The organism is Musicola keenii, assembly GCF_014855505.1.
GTDB classification, from domain to species: domain Bacteria; phylum Pseudomonadota; class Gammaproteobacteria; order Enterobacterales; family Enterobacteriaceae; genus Musicola; species Musicola paradisiaca.
Window position 1 is genome coordinate 225,961 of sequence record NZ_JAAWVW010000003.1, and the last position, 17,596, is coordinate 243,556.

Consider the following 17,596-nt stretch of genomic DNA (forward strand, 5'->3'; position numbering starts at 1 on the left):
TTTACTTACTTCGCCAGAACGCCGGATAGGATGGTCAGCGCGTGACTGAACTGGGCGTCAGGAATGGTCAGCGGATACAGGAAACGGATCACGTTGCCATGTGTTCCGCAGGTCAGCAGCAGCAGCCCCTGTTCCAGCGCGGCTTTCTGATATTTTTTGGTGATGTCCGCGCTGGGCTTGCCGGTCTGCGGGTCATTGAATTCGACCGCCACCATAGAACCGCGGGCACGAATGTCGACAATCGCCGGACAGGTCGCTTTCGCGTTTTCCAGCGCTTCCACCAGTGTAGCGCCCAGTTGTTGCGCCCGCTGACACAGTTTTTCCTCGGTGATCACATCCAGCACGGCCAGTGCCGATGCCACCGCCAACGGGTTGCCGGCATAGGTGCCGCCCAGGCCTCCGGGGTTCGGTGCATCCATCACGTCGGCGCGGCCGACGACGCCGGAAATCGGGAAACCGCCGCCCAGGCTTTTCGCCATGGTGATCAGATCCGCTTTGTCTTCGTAATATTCCATCGCGAACAGCTTGCCGGTACGGGCAAACCCGGTCTGTACTTCGTCGGCGATCAGCAACATGCCGTGTTTGTCGCACAGTTTACGCAGGCCGCTGATAAACTCCGGCGGCGCCACGTTAAACCCGCCTTCCCCCTGCACCGGCTCCAGCAGAATCGCGGCGACCTGATCGGCGGCGATGTCGGTGTGGAACAGACGGTCAATGCTATCCAGCGACTGTTCGACGCTCACGCCGTGCAGCGCATTCGGATACAGCGCATGGAAAATGGATCCGGGGAACGGGCCAAAACCGGTGGAATAAGGAGCCACTTTACCGGTCAGCGTTAGTGTCAGCAGGGTGCGGCCGTGAAAGGCGGCGCCAAAGGCGATCACGCCGGGACGTTTGGTATGAGCGCGGGCAATTTTTACTGCATTCTCAACCGCTTCGGCACCCGTGGTGAAGAAGGTGGTCTTCGCCGGGCCGTCGATCGGCGCCAGTGCGTTAATGCGTTCCGCCAGTTCGATATAGCTGCCATAAGGCACCACCTGATAAGCGGTATGGGTAAATTTTTCTAACTGTTCGCGTACCGCGGCCAGCAGCTTCGGGTGGCGGTGCCCGGTGTTCAGTACCGCGATACCGGCAGCAAAATCAATATATTCACGCCCTTCCTCATCCCACAGCGTGGCATTCTCCGCTTTGGCAGCAAAGAAATCACACATCACTCCCACACCACGGGGCGTGGCGGCCAAACGGCGTTGATTCAATTCGCTATTCTTCATTTTTTGCTCCGATTCGATAAACACACCCGACCTGACGGCGGTTGACGATGTTACGTCTGTGTTGTTATTTATCTCTTGTATGGCCCCATAATCCAGAGCCAGTTTTTATTATTTGAGGGATCCACTTTGCGTTCATTACTGACAGACTTGCTGCTTGCCGGCATGGAACAGCAGCAGGCAGGCACGTTGAACAAACGGTTGTATGACGCTATTCGGCTGGCGATTCTGACGGGCGATATTGCGCCGGGACGACGTCTGCCGTCATCCCGCGACCTGGCGCAACAGCTCTCGCTGTCGCGCAATACGGTGATCGCCGCCTTTGAACAACTGCTGGCGGAGGGCTATATCGAGACCCGTACCGGCAGCGGCAGCTACGTCACGGAACAGTTACCGGACACCCTGCCGCCCGACCTTCGAGACGATACCCAACCCAGCGTCCGCCCGTCCGTGCAGGAAATTTCCCACCGCGGCCAGCACCTGTTGGGCTATGCCGGCGCATCATCCCGCCAGTGGGGCGCGTTCATGCCTGGCATTCCCGATATCGCCAGCTTTCCCCACGACCTATGGCGCCGATTGCAAAGCCGGATATCCCGGCGGCTCAAACCGGAACAGCTCTCCTACTCACCGATCGGCGGTTGTCCGGAACTCCAACAGGCGCTGGTGGACTATCTGCGGGTGGCCCGTTCGGTGACGTGTGCGCCGGAACAGATCCTGATTACCGAAGGTACCCACCAGGCGATGGATCTGCTGGCCAAGATGCTATGTAACCCCGGCGATGTGGCCTGGATCGAAGACCCCTGTTACTGGGGCATGCGCAACGTCTTGACCATCAACGGATTACGGGTAGCGCCCATTGAGGTGGACGAACAGGGCATGGTGCCGCCGGAAGACATTTCGCCGCAGCGGGTGCCGCGACTGATTTGCGTCACACCGTCGCATCAATACCCGCTGGGCGCAGTGATGAGTCTGGCGCGACGCCAGCGCTTGCTGGCGCTGGCACAAGAACACGGCGGTTGGGTGATCGAAGACGACTACGACAGCGAGTTTCGCTTCTCCGGCAGCCCCATCCCTGCGTTGCAAGGGCTGCAAACGGAACCGCCGGTGATTTACATCGGCACCTTCAGCAAAACCCTCTACCCCGGTCTGCGCGTCAGTTACATGGTGCTGCCGCCCCACCTGGCGCGAGAGCTGAAAATCGCTCACGCCGAACTGTACCGCGGCGGTCACTTACTGACACAACTGACGCTCAGCCAGTTTATCCGCGAAGGGCACTATGCCGCCCATATCCGTCGTATGCGGCTGCTGTACGCCCGCCGCCGGGCGCTGCTGAGCGACCTGATCGTTCAGCACCTGGGAGAGGCCTATCTGGGGCATAACAGCAATGCCGGGCTGCACCTGATCCTGCGTCTGCCGCACCATCTTGACGATGTGGTGTTGAGCGCCCGAATTATACAGCGCGGGGTCTTGGTCAAACCGCTATCCAGCTACTACCTGCTGCCCGCCGGGCAGCGTGGGTTGCTGTTAGGCTACGCCGGCGTTGACGAGTTGGATATGGCGCAATCCTTTGATGTTATTGTCGATTGTATAAAAACACTTCGCACGCAGAGTCATGACCCTATTGTTGTGCGCTAAGGGTCTTTATCCCGGAAAATACATCACGAATGGGCGCTGCCGGGCGTCCATTTTTACCCGCGCCGGCCAGCTCAAAACACCGTGGTGTGGGCGCGTTTCTCCTCGGACGGCAATGCACAATAATGGTGCCTCACCACCAGACATCCATCCCCATTTTGATGCATGACAATACTTTTTATGGGCAGCAATACTTAACCATGCCCCTCCACTCTGCACGATTTTCTTTTTTACTCTGAGACTCTTTATCCGTGCAGACAGTAGATTTTGTTATGGTTCCGTTGGCGATTTGTGACTTTAGGCCCCACAAAAACATAAATATTATTTACATATCATCCTATAGGCATGATTTGTGCATTTCCTTTAGTGAGACAGAGACACTGAGAGAAATGGAAGAATGAAAACCTACGTCAGCTTCAAGAACATCCAAAAAACCTATGATGGCGATCGTCTGGTGGTCAAAAACCTGAATCTGGATATTCAGGAAGGCGAATTCCTGACGATGCTGGGCCCGTCCGGCTCCGGTAAAACCACCAGTCTGATGATGTTGGCCGGGTTTGAAACCCCAACGCAAGGCGAGATCCTGCTGCGCGATACGCCGCTACATAACCTGCCGCCGCATCAACGCGGCATCGGCATGGTGTTCCAGAACTACGCACTATTCCCCCATATGACGGTGGCGGAGAACCTGGCATTCCCGCTCTCGATTCGGCGTATGAACCGCAGCGATATTAAAGAGAAAGTCGATCGCGTACTGGATCGGGTGAAGCTGAAAAGTCTGGCGGATCGTTATCCGGCCCAGATGTCCGGCGGCCAACAACAGCGCGTGGCGCTGGCGCGGGCGCTGGTGTTCGAACCCAGGCTGGTGCTGATGGATGAACCGCTGGGCGCGCTGGATAAGCAACTGCGTGAACATATGCAGTTGGAAATCAAGGAACTGCATCGGGCATTGGAGTTGACGGTGGTCTATGTCACTCACGATCAGAGCGAAGCCATGACCATGTCCAACCGTGTGGCGGTATTCAACGACGGTATTATTCAGCAGATGGACAGCCCGAACGACATCTATGAACGCCCGCAAAATACCTTTGTGGCGCAATTTATTGGCGAAAACAACACGTTGGTGGGAACGCAGGCCGGCAGCGACGGCGACTACTACCACGTCAATCTGGACAACGGCACCTCGTTACGTGCATTGAAAGTGCGGCCAAGCTCCCCCGGCAAAAAAATCGCCTGTTGTATCCGCCCGGAGCGTGTCCGAGTGAACGTCCAGGTGCTCCCCACCGGCGCACAACAAGTCAGTGCCCGTATTCAGCAGTTTATCTATCTGGGTGATCATGTCCGGATGATGACTGAAGTGGCTGGACAACCTCAGTTTATGGTGAAACTGCCCGCCAACGAGGTTGACCCGAACTGGCGCGAGGGATCGGAGATTCAACTCTCCTGGATGCCGGAACATCTGCGTGCGTTGGACGTGGTGGTAGAACACTGACGCATCCTATCTTGCCGCGGCGCAGCCGCACATGTTGCGAATCGACTCCCGGCGTATTGTCGGGAATCGACCCGCCAACGCGATCACTCGTTCAGCGATACGAATGATGTTTATGGTTGGATTATTTCCACAGCATCGTCAGTGCTACCCCGAGTAACACCAGGCAGAATGCCAGCCGCAGAAAGGATACCGGCAGCCGGTGCGCCAGTGCCACGCCCCATGACACACTCAAAATACCGCCCAGCGCCAATGGGATACCGGTCGCCCAATCCACATTGCCGGCCTGCGCATAGGAGGCCAACGCCGCTAACGCGCCGGGCACCACCAGCGCCAGCGCAATTCCCTGCGCCTGTGTTTGGGTAAAACCAAACAACGTCACCAGCGCCGGCACCACCACCAACCCGCCGCCGACGGTGAAAATCCCGGACATAAAACCGCTTGCCACCCCCAACACCGGAAGATAACGGGGAGACAACAACGCCGTGGACGCACGATGGTGATGCCGGGTTTTAAACCACTGTCCGATGTAGTAGGCCGCCAGCACCAGCAGAAATATGGCAAAGGCTTTTTGCAGATTGTCGACGGGTATCCGCGAGGCGACATGCGCCGCCAAATAAGAGGACACCGTCGCAAAACCACACAATATCAATGTCATGCGGGTATCAATACGGTTGCGCTGCCGATAACGCAGAAACCCGATCAGTACATTTGGTGTGATCATAATCAGCGCGGTTCCCTGTGCGATATGCTGATTCATGCCGAACAACATGCCCAACACCGGAATGGCGATCAGCCCGCCGCCAATGCCCAACATACCGCCGCAAATACCCAGCCCTATCCCCAACGACACACATAACAGCACATCACTCAGAAACAACATATTCATAAATCAATAACGCCATCCAATTAAAAAAGAAGCGGTCACATCGGTACCGGACAATCCGTCGGGACGGTACGCTAAACCGAAAGCAGCGTGTAGCAGCAAGCCGTCGTAGGCAATACCACCAGAATATGCCAACATATTTCGCCTCGCGGCTTGCCGCTGACACCCGTATTTCTGGTGCAATACCTCACTCACGGAGCATGCTATGCCACACGTTGCTGTCAAATATTACCCACGGAATCTGTCTGAAGACGTTAAACAGGCGCTGGCAAACGAGATTTGCGATGTTATCAAAAAATATCTGCATTCCGAAGATAGAGCGCTTTCGGTCGCGTTGACGGAAGTGGCGCCTGAGCGCTGGAAAGAAGAGGTTTACGACGTGGAAATCGGGCCGGAACTGGAGAATCTCACCAAAAAGCCGGGATATACCATGTAACGCCGACGTCTGAATGCGTTATCAGTCATATACCCGTCTCACTTCACGTTGCAGGGCAACAGGTTCAGGGCCAGACGTTGATGTTGAACAAGGCAACGCGACAGCCCTTTAGGACAAGGCTTATGATGAGCCTTGTCCTGCTACAAAATAGGATGTTGATCGACGTCTGCCCCCCCTAATCTGACCGTATACCCGACCATGAATATGGCTCATGTTGTAATGAAATTAAGTCTCTTTCCCTCCCTCATCGGCTCTGGCATAAAATATGCTTAATTAACTTAACGGCAACATGAAAATCATCAACTAATGAATTAAAGTTATTTAATATCAACACGTTAGCTAGATTTTCATCTCAAGCATCAGGAAAAAAGAACGCGATGACTAAGAATGTTACATTTACGATTAAAAGCAGTTGCTTCGATGAGAACTATAACCCCTCCGAAAATACACGCATCACGACTAACTTTGCGAATCTGGCCAGAGGCGCGAGCCGCCAGGAAAATTTACGCAATACCTTAGTGATGATTGACAATCGCTTCAATACATTGGCGTATTGGGATAATCCCAACGGAGATCGTTACTCCGTCGAACTTGAAATCATTTCTGTTGATATGCATATTTCCGATAATAACGCCACCTTCCCGGCAATTGAAATATTGAAAACCAACATCATTGATAAAAAATACAATGCCCGTATTGACGGCATTGTAGGGAATAATTTTTCTTCTTATGTGCGAGATTATGATTTTAGTGTCTTGCTGTTAGAACATAATAAAAACCAACCCGACTTTAGCATCCCCGATGATTTTGGCGATTTGCATGGAAATATATTTAAATATTTCATCAACTCACAAGAGTACAAAGACAACTTTAGCAAATCGCCCGTGATTTGTTTAAGTGTTTCCAGTAAAGACACCTATCATCGAACGGGAAACCGGCATCCTGTATTGGGCCTTGAATACCAGCCAAACGGTTCGTCTTTGACTGAAAAATATTTCGAAAAAATGGGGCTACAGGTTCGCTACTTTATGCCGCAAAATAGTGTCGCGCCTTTGGCTTTTTATTTTTCTGGTGATTTACTGAGTGATTACACCGATCTTGAGTTGATCAGTACCATCAGCACGATGGAGACTTTCCAAAAAATTTACCGACCTGAAATTTACAATGCTAACTCTGCAGCAGGGCAATATTATCAACCCAACCTGAATCACCAAGATCATTCATTAACAAAAATTGTTTACGATCGGGAAGAGCGCAGCCAGTTAGCCATTAAGCAAGGGAAGTTTACTGAAGAGCACTTCATCAAACCGTATAAAACTATTCTTGAGCAATGGTCTGCTCATTACGCGCTCTGATTCACCAAAAATATAAGGTCATCTGCTATGAAAACATTGCTACCTACCTCGACTGCGGGCAGTTTACCCAAGCCCTCCTGGCTCGCTGAGCCTGAGAAGCTGTGGTCTCCCTGGAAATTACCAAACGACGAGCTGATTGAGGGGAAAAAAGATGCCTTAAGCTTGTCGCTGTTTGATCAACTGCGTGCAGGTATCGATATCGTCAGCGATGGCGAACAAACACGCCAACACTTTGTCACCACGTTTATTGAACACCTGAGCGGTGTGGATTTTGAGAAACGTGAAGTGGTTAAAATTCGCAATCGCTATGACGCAAGCGTACCAACAGTGGTCGGTGCCGTAGCGCGTCAAAAACCCGTGTTTGTTGAGGATGCCAAATTCTTACGTCAACTCACCAAACAACCGATTAAATGGGCCTTACCGGGGCCGATGACGATGATTGATACGCTCTATGATAACCACTATAAAAGCCGCGAAAAGCTCGCCTGGGAATTCGCCAAAATTCTCAATCAGGAAGCGAAAGAATTAGAGGCTGCGGGTGTGGATATTATTCAGTTTGATGAGCCGGCATTTAATGTTTTCTTTGATGAGGTGAATGACTGGGGGATCGCCACGTTAGAAAAAGCCATTGCAGGGCTGAAATGTGAAACGGCAGTGCATATTTGCTATGGCTATGGCATCAAGGCCAATACCGATTGGAAAAAAACGCTGGGGTCAGAATGGCGGCAATACGAAGAAGCGTTTCCCAAACTGCAAACATCGGCTATCGATATCATCTCACTGGAATGCCATAACTCGCGTGTTCCGATGGATCTGCTTGAGCTGATTCGCGGTAAAAAAGTGATGGTCGGAGCCATTGACGTGGCAACCAATACCATTGAAACACCGGAGGAAGTCGCCGATACGCTACGAAAAGCGCTTCAATTCGTCGATGCCGACAAGCTCTACCCTTCGACTAACTGCGGTATGGCGCCTTTATCCCGTCGGGTAGCCACAGGCAAGCTCAATGCATTAAGCGCAGGCGCGGACATCATCCGCCGAGAGCTTTCGACTAAATAACACCGCAACATTATCGATCATTAAAAACTCAGTCCGTGTGGCGATCTGATCAATCGCCATATAATCGGCCCCCGGCGGCCGGCCCGAACAGCGAAGGCGAACGCCGAAGGAACCGCGTCAGCGGCAAAGAAATGACACCGCTTATCCCGCACGAAATTATTCACTGACCGTACATTTACCATTCACAAGGCAACATAGCTGTTTATCAACAGGCTCAGCCCCCAACCATCAGGCCGGGGGCTTTTCGATACTCACATTCAATCACATCAGAATGCGGCGGCAAAGATGGACACAATCTCAGCGTGCGTGGCCTGTTTGGGGTTAGTTACGCCGCAGGCGTCCTTCAGCGCGTTGTCTGCCAGAATGTTGAAGTCTTCTTCTTTAACACCCAGATCTTTCAGTCCTGCCGGGATACCGACATCGCGCGCCAACTGATTGATGGCGACGATGGCTGCTTCCGCACCTTCGCTGTCGCTCATCGCACTGACATTCACCCCCAACGCCTGTGCCACCACTTTCAGGCGAGCCGAGGCCACCTGAGCGTTATAACGTTCTACATGCGGCAACAGTACGGCGTTGCATACCCCGTGCGGCAAATTGTAGAAACCGCCCAACTGGTGCGCCATCGCGTGAACATACCCCAGCGAGGCGTTGTTGAACGCCATGCCCGCCATAAACTGGGCATACGCCATCTGTTCGCGCGCCACTTTGTTCTTGCCGTTGCTGACCGCATCACGCAAATGATCACGAATCAGTTCGATGGCTTTGATGGCGACAGCGTCGGTAATCGGCGTCGCCGCCGTGGAGACGTAAGCTTCAATCGCATGGGTTAATGCGTCCATCCCGGTCGCCGCCGTTAGCGAAGGCGGCATGCCTTCCATTAGCGCCGGGTCGTTCACCGATATCAGCGGCGTGACGTTTTTATCGACGATCGCCATTTTCACATGGCGGGCTTCATCCGTAATGATGCAAAAACGGGTCATTTCCGATGCAGTGCCCGCCGTGGTGTTGATGCCGATCAGCGGTAACTGAGGTTTAGCGGAAACATCCACCCCCTCGTAATCTTCAATGTTGCCGCCGTTGGTCGCCAGCAGTGCAATCCCCTTGGCGCAATCGTGCGAAGAACCACCGCCTAGCGAAATCACACAGTCGCTGTTATTTGCGCTGAGAATTTTCAACCCGGCATCGACATTGGCAACCGTAGGGTTGGGTTGCACACCATCATAAATGGCGCTGTCCACCTGGAATTCTTTCAACAGATTTTGTACCGCCGCGGCGACGCCAATCTTATTTAACACGCCGTCAGTCACAATGAGGGCATGTTTGAACCCCTGTTGTTGAATCTGTTTTGCTGCTTCTGTTAATGCACCTTCGCCCATCAGGTTTAATGCCGGAATATAAAATGCACTGCTCATCATTCACCGTCCATTTGTGTTACAGAGCTTTAACCTGACGTTATCCTAGCATTTGCATTTATCGTGAAATTTGATGTGAGACAATTTTTGCAACCACGAAGCATTATCTTACAAAATGAATATTGAGCCACATCATGTTCGGTAACTTCATGGAATTTTTACTAAAAAAATATCGCACCCGGTTTTTACACCGAAGAACGCTTCCCCCCCTGTGCCATTGAGAACGCCAACGGCCCACCATTCAAAAGCGCGGCTTAACGATTATACCGGTGTGTTACTGTTCATCGGAAAAGCGAGATATAGTGCCTGCCGCTGTTCTGCCCTATGCTAGGCGTACATAAAACGACGGATATATCTCTTCTTCTCATCATGATGGATACCACTTTTACTGCGTTGGGCGACATCAGCCAGGCCGGCGACTATCAGGGGGCGCTGGTTATCGTGCGCGATCTCAACGGCAACGTGCTAATGCAATTGCGGGATGCCGACAAAGATATCGTCTATCCCGGATACTGGTCTTTGTTTGGCGGCGGGCTGGAGCCAGGGGAATCCCCCGCGCAGGCCGCCGCACGGGAGCTAGAGGAAGAAATCGGCCTGATTGTCGATCGCCGACGGCTGCTCCCGCACTACGTCACCCTCGCCGATGCACCACGTTGCGCCCGTATTTACTTTTTTTCTTACACGGCGGAGATAACGCCCAGCGAGATCGTACTCAACGAAGGTTCGGGGTTCGCCTTTCTGACACCAAAGCAGATTGAACATCTGCAGGTGATCCCTTACGTCATGAATGCCCTACGACACTATTGGCGGGATATTCACGTTTGAATCGCGCGTTGGGGGCAGGCCGATGCCTGCCCCCGGCAACCGTTAGTGGCGGTTACGCACCAATTGATAGCGGCGGGTGAGATACTCCACCGGCGCGCTCCAGATATGCACTAGCCGGCAAAACGGGAACAGCACAAACAGCGTCATGCCCAACACCAAATGCAGTTTGAACACCAGCGCCACCTCATCCAGATACGCTGATGCGCCGCCGCGGAAAGTCACTACCGACTGTGCCCAGTTCACCAGCTTCATCATTTCACTGCCATCCATATGCTGCGCGGAGAAAGGAATGGTCAACAACCCCAGCGCCGCCTGAATCACCAACAACGCCATGATCAGAATATCGCCGGTGGTCGAGGTGGCGCGTACCCGTGGGTTGGTCAAACGGCGTTTCAGCAGCATCGCACCGCCCACCAGCGTCATAACACCGCAAGTTCCGCCGCCGAGCATCGCCATCTTTTGCTTCACCGCCAGCGATAAAAAGGGTTCGTACACCCAATGCGGCGTCATCATGCCGACCAGGTGTCCGCCCGCCACCCCCAGGATGCCGAGATGAAACAGGTTCGATGCCAGCCGCATGCCTTTTTTATCCAGCATCTGGCTAGACCCGGCCCGCCAGGAATACTGGCCGTAGTCATAACGCAACCAACTGCCGACCAGAAACACCGCGCCGGCGATATAGGGATAAATATCGAAGAAAAACATATTGATATAGTGCATTAACGCTCTCCTTTCGCCCGCGCGGCGTCAAGGTTGAGGTATTGAGGGGCGACGGCGCCGGCAAAACGACGCTGATGCACCGCCTGCGCCGCCGGGGCGCACCCTTTGTCGGCGAGGAAACGGACTTGCTCCTCTTCCCAGACGGCATCCAGCGCCTGCGGCGTATCGTCGCGTGTTTCTTCCGCCACTTTCGCCGCCACTGCGTCACTTGATGGCGCACACGCCGCCAGCGTCAGCAACAACTCCAACAACAGGGCATAGTCGCTGCCACGCTGGCGTAGCCGCTCAGCCAGCAGCGTCAGGATCGGCGCAATATCTCGCAGCCCATCACGCGCCGCCTGTGGTTCACGCAACGTCAAATACTCCAGATACAGTGGCAGGAAATCCGGCAGTTCACGGCAATCCAGCGCCAGGCCGACTTCGCGGTATTGCGCCAGCAAGTCCACCATCGCCTGACCGCGATCGCGTGATTCGCCGTGAACATGTTCGAACAGCAGCAGCGATAACGAACGGCCGCGATCGAACAGCTCGCTGTATTGCTCCTGACGATCCAGCAACTCGCTCTGCCAGAAGTCACCGATAAACGCCATCAGTTGCGCGCTTTGGCGCAGCGACAGCTCGTCGGCCTGCTCCAGCGCATCCAGAATGTCCTGGCGGTGCTGCCACAGCGCCACATCTGGATATTCCAGCAACCGGGCGATCACGCGAAGGCTGATCATGACGGGTTCTCCTGCATCCGGCGGCGGCCCATGGTCTGGGTCTGGCTGGTAACGTCGATGGCGTCGATACGGCGACTATTGAACAGGTTGAACGACGAATCGCTACCATGACAGCCGTCGCCGAAACTGAAACCACAACCATGCGCTTCCGGGAAGGCGTCCCGCGCCAGTTCACGGTGGCTGGAGGGCACCACAAAGCGGTCTTCATAGTTGGCGATCGCCAGATAGCGGTACATGTCCTCTGCCTGTGCCGGCGTCAGCCCGACCTGCTCCAGCGCGCGCGTATCGTCAACCTGGTCGACGGTCTGCGCCCGCTTGTAATGGCGCATCGCCAGCATGCGACGCAACGCCAGCAGTACCGGCTCGACATCGCCCGCCGTCAGCAGGTTGGCCAGATACTGCACCGGAATGCGCAGACTCTCCACATCCGGCAGCACGCCGCTGTGCGCCAGTTGGCCGGCATCGGCGGCGGATTGGATCGGCGACAACGGCGGCACGTACCACACCATCGGCAACGTGCGGTATTCCGGATGCAACGGCAGTGCCAGTTGCCACTCCACCGCCAGCTTGTACACCGGCGATTGCTGTGCGGCTTCAATCACGCTGAGCGGAATACCGTCGCGCTGCGCCTGGGCGATCACCTCTGGGTCGTGCGGGTCGAGGAAAATATCCCGCTGGCGGCGGTACAGATCGGTTTCACTCTCCACCGATGCCGCCTGTTCAATGCGGTCGGCGTCGTACAGCAGCACCCCCAGATAGCGGATACGACCCACACAGGTTTCCGAACACAGCGTCGGCATGCCGGATTCGATGCGCGGGTAGCAGAAAATGCATTTTTCCGATTTGCCGCTCTTCCAGTTGAAATAGATTTTTTTGTACGGACAACCGGTTAGGCACATACGCCAGCCGCGGCATTTATCCTGGTCGATCAGCACAATGCCGTCTTCCGCCCGTTTGTAAATTGCACCACTCGGACACGTAGCGACGCACGCCGGGTTGAGGCAGTGCTCGCACAGTCTCGGCAGGTACATCATGAAGGTGTGCTCGAACTGCCCGTACATGGCTTTCTGCATGTCGTCGAAGTTTTTGTCCTGCGCACGTTTACTGAACTCGCCCCCCAGATCGTCCTCCCAGTTGGGGCCGTTTTCGATGGTGTTCATGCGCTGGCCGGTGATTAACGAGCGCGGGCGCGCCACCGGCTGGTGTCTGCTCTCCCCGGCGCGTTGCAGATGGCCGTAGTCGTAGTCGAACGGTTCGTAGTAGTCGTCCAGCGCCGGGACGTCCGGGTTGGCGAAAATCTTCGACAGCACGCCCACACGGTTGCCCATGCGCGGCACCAGTCGACCGTTGATTTTACGGATCCAGCCGCCTTGCCATTTGTCCTGATCTTCCCAAGCGTGGGGATAGCCGGTGCCGGGTTTGGTTTCCACATTATTAAACCAGGCGTATTCCACCCCTTCGCGGCTGGTCCAGACGTTTTTACAGGTCACTGAACAGGTATGGCAGCCGATGCATTTATCCAGGTTCAGCACCATGCCGATTTGCGAACGAATTTTCATCAGGCTTTCTCCTGCTGGCGATAGGGCTGGTGGTGGTCAAGGTCATGGCTGTCGTCATCCAGCCAGTCGATACGGTTCATCTTGCGCACCACGACGAACTCATCCCGGTTCGATCCCACGGTGCCGTAATAGTTGAAGCCGTAAGCGAGTTGTGCATAACCGCCGATCATGTGCGTCGGCTTCGGGCAGATACGTGTCACCGAGTTATGAATACCGCCGCGTTGTCCTGTCACTTCCGAACCGGGCAGGTTCACGATGCGCTCCTGCGCGTGGTACATCATGGTCATTCCGGCCGGTACACGCTGGCTGACCACCGCCCGTGCGGTCAGCGCACCGTTGGCGTTAAACGCCTCCACCCAGTCGTTATCGGCAATGCCCAATTCCCGTGCGTCTTCCTCGCTCAGCCAGATGACCGGGCCACCGCGCCCCAGCGTCAGCATTAACAGGTTGTCGCTGTAGGTGGAGTGAATCCCCCATTTCTGGTGCGGCGTCAAAAAGTTGAGCGCTTTCTCCCGATGACCGTTCGGCTTGCTGTTCAGTAACGGCGCGGCGGCGCGGGTATCCACCGGCGGACGATACACCAGCAAACTTTCGCCGAAGGCGCGCATCCATTCATGATCTTGATACAACTGCTGCCGACCGGAGATCGTGCGCCACGGGATCAGCTCATGTACGTTGGTGTAACAAGCGTTGTAGGACACATGCTCATCTTCCAGACCGGACCAGGTCGGGCTGGAGATGATTTTGCGCGGCTGCGCCTGAATATCCCGGAAGCGGATCTTCTCATCCGCTTTCGGCTGCGCCAGATGGGTATGGTCACGCCCCGTGACCTGACTGAGCGCCGACCACGCTTTCACCGCCACCTGGCCGTTGGTTTCCGGCGCCAGCGACAGAATCACCTCGGCGGCGTCGATCGCCGTCTCGATGCGTGGACGGCCGGCGGCCACGCCGGCATCCTGCGTCCGGTTCAGCCGCTTGAGCAGTTCAACCTCCGACTCGGTATTCCAGCTGATGCCTTTGCCGCCGTTGCCGAGCGTGTCCAGTAGCGGCCCCAGCGAGGTAAAACGGGCGTACAGTTGGGGATAGTCGCGCTCGACCGTCATGATGTGCGGCGCGGTCTTGCCTGGGATCAGATCGCATTCGCCTTTTTTCCAGTCTTTGACTCCCAGCGGCTGCGCCAGTTCGGCGGCGGAGTCATGCTGGATCGGCAACGTCACCACATCGGTTTCCACCCCCAAATGCCCCTGACAAACGCGAGAGAAGGTTTTCGCTAATCCTTTGTAGATCTCCCAGTCGGTTTTCGACTCCCAGACCGGGTCAACGGCGGCGGATAACGGATGAATGAACGGGTGCATGTCCGAGGTGTTCATATCGTCCTTCTCATACCAGGTGGCGGTCGGCAGCACGATATCGGAGTAAAGACAGGTGCTGGACATGCGGAAATCCAGCGTCACCACCAGATCCACCTTGCCTTCTCCACCCTGCTCGCGCCATTCCACTTCTTGCGGCTTCACGCCGCCCTGCGCACCCAGATCCTGCCCCTGAATACCGTGTTCGGTACCCAACAGGTATTTGAGCATGTACTCATGGCCTTTGCCGGATGAGCCCAACAGGTTGGAACGCCAGATAAACAGGTTGCGCGGAAAATTCTGCGGGTTGTCCGGCTGTTCGGCGGCAAAACGTAACGAGCCCTCTTTCAGGGACGCGACGGTATAGTCCTGCGGCGTCATGCCGGCAGCCTGCGCCTGTGCGGCGATCCGCAGCGGGTTTGCACCCAGTTGCGGCGCGGACGGCAGCCAGCCCATCCGCTCTGCCCGCACGTTGAAATCGATCATGCTGCCGTCGAACCGGGCGCGATCTGCCAGCGGCGACAAAAATTCCTGCGGTGCGACCGTCTCGTAACGCCATTGATTGGTGTGATTGTAAAAAAACGACGTGCTGTTCATATGGCGCGGCGGGCGTTGCCAGTCCAGCCCAAAGGCCAGCGGTAGCCAGCCGGTTTGTGGCCGCAGTTTTTCCTGGCCGACATAGTGCGCCCAGCCGCCACCGCTCTGGCCGACGCAGCCGCAGAAGATCAGCATGTTGATGATCCCACGGTAGTTCATGTCGAGGTGATACCAGTGGTTCATCCCGGCGCCGACGATGATCATCGAGCGGCCGTGGGTTTTGTCGGCATTTTCCGCGAATTCGCGGGCGATACGGATAATATTCTGCCGCGACACGCCGGTTATCTGCTCCGCCCACGCTGGGGAGTAGGCCTTCACCTGATCGTAATCCGTCGCGCAGTTAGCATCATTGAGGCCGCGATCCACGCCATAGTTGGCGAGCGTCAAGTCAAACACGCTCGTTACCAGCGCTTCGCTGCCATCCGCCAGCCGCAGACGTTTGACCGGCAATTGATGCACCAACACCTCATCCAGTTTGACGCCGGCGAAGTGTTCGCTCGGCGCCCCGCCAAAGTACGGAAACCCCACCGAAACCACGTCATCATGGTGCCCGTGCAAGCTCAGGCGCAGGTTGACGTCCTGTTGCGTGACACCGTCACGTTGTTCCAGGTTCCACTTGCCCTTCTCTCCCCAGCGATACCCGATGGAACCTTGCGGCGCCACCAGATCCCCGCTCGGATCGTCGATGGCGATGGTTTTCCACTCCGGATTGTTCTGCTGGCCCAGATTGTCCACCAGATCGGCGGCGCGCAGCAGGCGCCCGGCGGCGTAATACCCCTCCACACGCGGCTCCAGCAGCACCAACATCGGCATGTCGGTGTAGCGGCGCACGTAGTCGGTAAAATAGTGGCGGGGTTGTTTGAGGTGAAATTCGTTGAGGATCACATGCCCCATCGCCAGCGCCAGCGCGCTGTCGGTGCCTTGTTTCGGGTTCAGCCACTGATCGCACAGCTTGGCGATTTCGGCGTAGTCCGGGGTAATCGCGACGGTTTTGGTGCCTTTGTAACGGACTTCAGCAAAGAAATGCGCATCTGGGGTGCGGGTTTGCGGTACGTTGGAGCCCCAGGCGATGATGTAGGACGAGTTATACCAGTCGGCGGATTCCGGCACGTCGGTCTGTTCGCCCCAGGTCTGCGGCGATGCCGGCGGCAGATCGCAGTACCAGTCGTAAAAACTCAGACATACCCCGCCCATCAGCGACAAATAGCGAGCGCCCGCCGCGTAAGACACCATCGACATCGCCGGGATGGGCGAAAAGCCGATAATGCGATCCGGCCCGAAGGTTTTGGCGGTATAGACGTTGGCGGCGGCGATAAGTTCGTTCACTTCCTGCCAGTTGGAACGCACGAACCCGCCGCGACCGCGTGCCCGTTTGTACTCCCGCGTTTTTTCCACGTCGTTGACGATGGCGCCCCAGGCATCTACCGGGTCGCTATGCTCAGCGCGCACCGCGCGCCACAGTTTCAACAGCCGCTTGCGTACCATCGGGTATTTCAGACGGTTGGCGCTGTACAGATACCAGGAGTAACTGGCGCCGCGCGGGCAGCCGCGCGGTTCGTGGTTCGGTAAATCCGGGCGGGTGCGCGGGTAATCGGTCTGCTGGGTTTCCCAGGTGACTAATCCGTTTTTAACGTAAATCTTCCAACTGCACGAGCCGGTACAGTTGACGCCGTGTGTCGAACGCACCACGTTATCGTGCTGCCAGCGGCTGCGGTAGCCATCTTCCCAGTCACGGTTGGTATTGAGTGTCTGACCATGGTCGCCGGAAAACGGCTCGGCCAGTTGCCTGAAATAACGTAACCGGTCAAGAAACTTGCTCATCCGGGATCTCCTGCTGCGGAACCTGTGGGTTCCTGTCGTTATTGAAAGGGTCAGGCCGATCGCCGGTGGCGTGCGGTGTTATCCGGAAAACAGCCTGATGCTTCGCTCACTATGGAGCGCAGCTTAGCCAGCAGACCCCAGACCAAAATTGACAGCGATCAAGCTCCGCCGGGGGGGGATTACTCGTCTGCCGGCGAAATACCCCCAAAGGGTTAACGCGAAAAAACAATATAACCAATTGAATAAAAAGAAAATTAAATCACTCGCCATGAAAACGCTGGTAAACGATTTACCCCAGTGACTATTTAGAGGTAGGGAGATGCAGATAAACCGTCCGATACGCTGACGGCGCGAAGTCATTCGGATGAACGCCCCGTCTGCCGGGAGCCGATTGGAACGCCGTAGGCGGCGGCGCTACAAAAACCAGGCCCAGAGAGGGGGAGTCATCAAGTCAACGCCGCGGCAA

At 55.7% G+C, this 17,596-nt stretch carries 13 protein-coding genes; 6 read left to right on the top strand and 7 right to left on the bottom strand.

What is annotated here, in order from left to right:
- Nucleotides 1-5: 5 nt before the first annotated feature.
- On the bottom strand, nucleotides 6-1,271 hold the full coding sequence (locus HEP82_RS04715) for a 4-aminobutyrate--2-oxoglutarate transaminase (RefSeq protein WP_192457021.1): 1,266 nt from the start codon (nucleotides 1,269-1,271) through the stop codon (nucleotides 6-8).
- Nucleotides 1,272-1,397: 126 nt separating this feature from the next.
- Here HEP82_RS04715 and pdxR point away from each other — a divergent pair, with 126 nt between their 5' ends.
- Nucleotides 1,398-2,903, top strand: coding sequence for a MocR-like pyridoxine biosynthesis transcription factor PdxR (gene pdxR / locus HEP82_RS04720; protein WP_192457022.1), 1,506 nt, complete (start codon nucleotides 1,398-1,400; stop codon nucleotides 2,901-2,903).
- Between the two features lie 394 nt (nucleotides 2,904-3,297).
- Nucleotides 3,298-4,392 carry an ABC transporter ATP-binding protein gene (locus tag HEP82_RS04725; RefSeq protein WP_192457023.1) on the top strand — a complete coding sequence of 365 codons (1,095 nt, stop codon included), beginning with the start codon at nucleotides 3,298-3,300 and terminating at the stop codon, nucleotides 4,390-4,392.
- Nucleotides 4,393-4,513: 121 nt separating this feature from the next.
- On the opposite strand, the gene HEP82_RS04730 is transcribed toward HEP82_RS04725, so the two are convergent.
- A complete protein-coding gene (locus HEP82_RS04730; protein ID WP_192457024.1) occupies nucleotides 4,514-5,278 on the bottom strand; it encodes a sulfite exporter TauE/SafE family protein in 765 nt (254 codons plus the stop codon).
- A 202-nt stretch (nucleotides 5,279-5,480) separates the two neighbouring features.
- Between HEP82_RS04730 and pptA the strand changes: the two genes are divergently transcribed.
- The 3 genes from pptA to HEP82_RS04745 all read left to right on the top strand — a co-directional run bounded on the left by pptA (nucleotide 5,481) and on the right by HEP82_RS04745 (nucleotide 8,125).
- Nucleotides 5,481-5,711: a tautomerase PptA gene (gene pptA, locus HEP82_RS04735; RefSeq protein ID WP_192457025.1), complete on the top strand. Its 231-nt coding sequence runs from the start codon at nucleotides 5,481-5,483 to the stop codon at nucleotides 5,709-5,711.
- A 377-nt stretch (nucleotides 5,712-6,088) separates the two neighbouring features.
- Entirely contained in the window at nucleotides 6,089-7,066 is a 978-nt protein-coding gene (locus HEP82_RS04740) for a DUF1852 domain-containing protein (protein WP_192457026.1), read from the top strand.
- Nucleotides 7,067-7,093: 27 nt separating this feature from the next.
- Complete coding sequence (locus HEP82_RS04745; RefSeq protein WP_192457027.1) at nucleotides 7,094-8,125, top strand: methionine synthase; 1,032 nt, start codon at nucleotides 7,094-7,096, stop codon at nucleotides 8,123-8,125.
- Nucleotides 8,126-8,391: 266 nt separating this feature from the next.
- Here HEP82_RS04745 and yiaY read toward each other — a convergent pair whose 3' ends face one another.
- Nucleotides 8,392-9,540, bottom strand: coding sequence for an L-threonine dehydrogenase (gene yiaY / locus HEP82_RS04750; protein ID WP_192457109.1), 1,149 nt, complete (start codon nucleotides 9,538-9,540; stop codon nucleotides 8,392-8,394).
- A gap of 369 nt (nucleotides 9,541-9,909) precedes the next feature.
- Here yiaY and HEP82_RS04755 point away from each other — a divergent pair, with 369 nt between their 5' ends.
- Nucleotides 9,910-10,365 carry an NUDIX hydrolase gene (locus tag HEP82_RS04755; protein ID WP_225622319.1) on the top strand — a complete coding sequence of 152 codons (456 nt, stop codon included), beginning with the start codon at nucleotides 9,910-9,912 and terminating at the stop codon, nucleotides 10,363-10,365.
- Nucleotides 10,366-10,407: 42 nt separating this feature from the next.
- Here HEP82_RS04755 and narI read toward each other — a convergent pair whose 3' ends face one another.
- Genes narI through HEP82_RS04775 form a run of 4 tightly spaced genes read right to left on the bottom strand, consistent with a single transcriptional unit; the run spans nucleotide 10,408 to nucleotide 17,130 of the window.
- Nucleotides 10,408-11,085, bottom strand: a complete 678-nt coding sequence (narI, locus tag HEP82_RS04760) for a respiratory nitrate reductase subunit gamma (RefSeq protein WP_192457029.1) — start codon at nucleotides 11,083-11,085, stop codon at nucleotides 10,408-10,410.
- The gene (gene narJ, locus HEP82_RS04765; protein ID WP_192457030.1) at nucleotides 11,085-11,804 is read right to left on the bottom strand and encodes a nitrate reductase molybdenum cofactor assembly chaperone; all 720 of its coding nucleotides are present in this window, start codon (nucleotides 11,802-11,804) and stop codon (nucleotides 11,085-11,087) included. The genes narI and narJ overlap by 1 nt, the downstream gene beginning before the upstream one ends.
- Entirely contained in the window at nucleotides 11,801-13,363 is a 1,563-nt protein-coding gene (narH, locus tag HEP82_RS04770; RefSeq protein ID WP_192457031.1) for a nitrate reductase subunit beta, read from the bottom strand. Before narH ends, narJ begins: the two co-directional genes overlap by 4 nt.
- Entirely contained in the window at nucleotides 13,363-17,130 is a 3,768-nt protein-coding gene (locus HEP82_RS04775; protein ID WP_192457032.1) for a nitrate reductase subunit alpha, read from the bottom strand. The genes narH and HEP82_RS04775 overlap by 1 nt, the downstream gene beginning before the upstream one ends.
- Nucleotides 17,131-17,596: the final 466 nt, after the last annotated feature.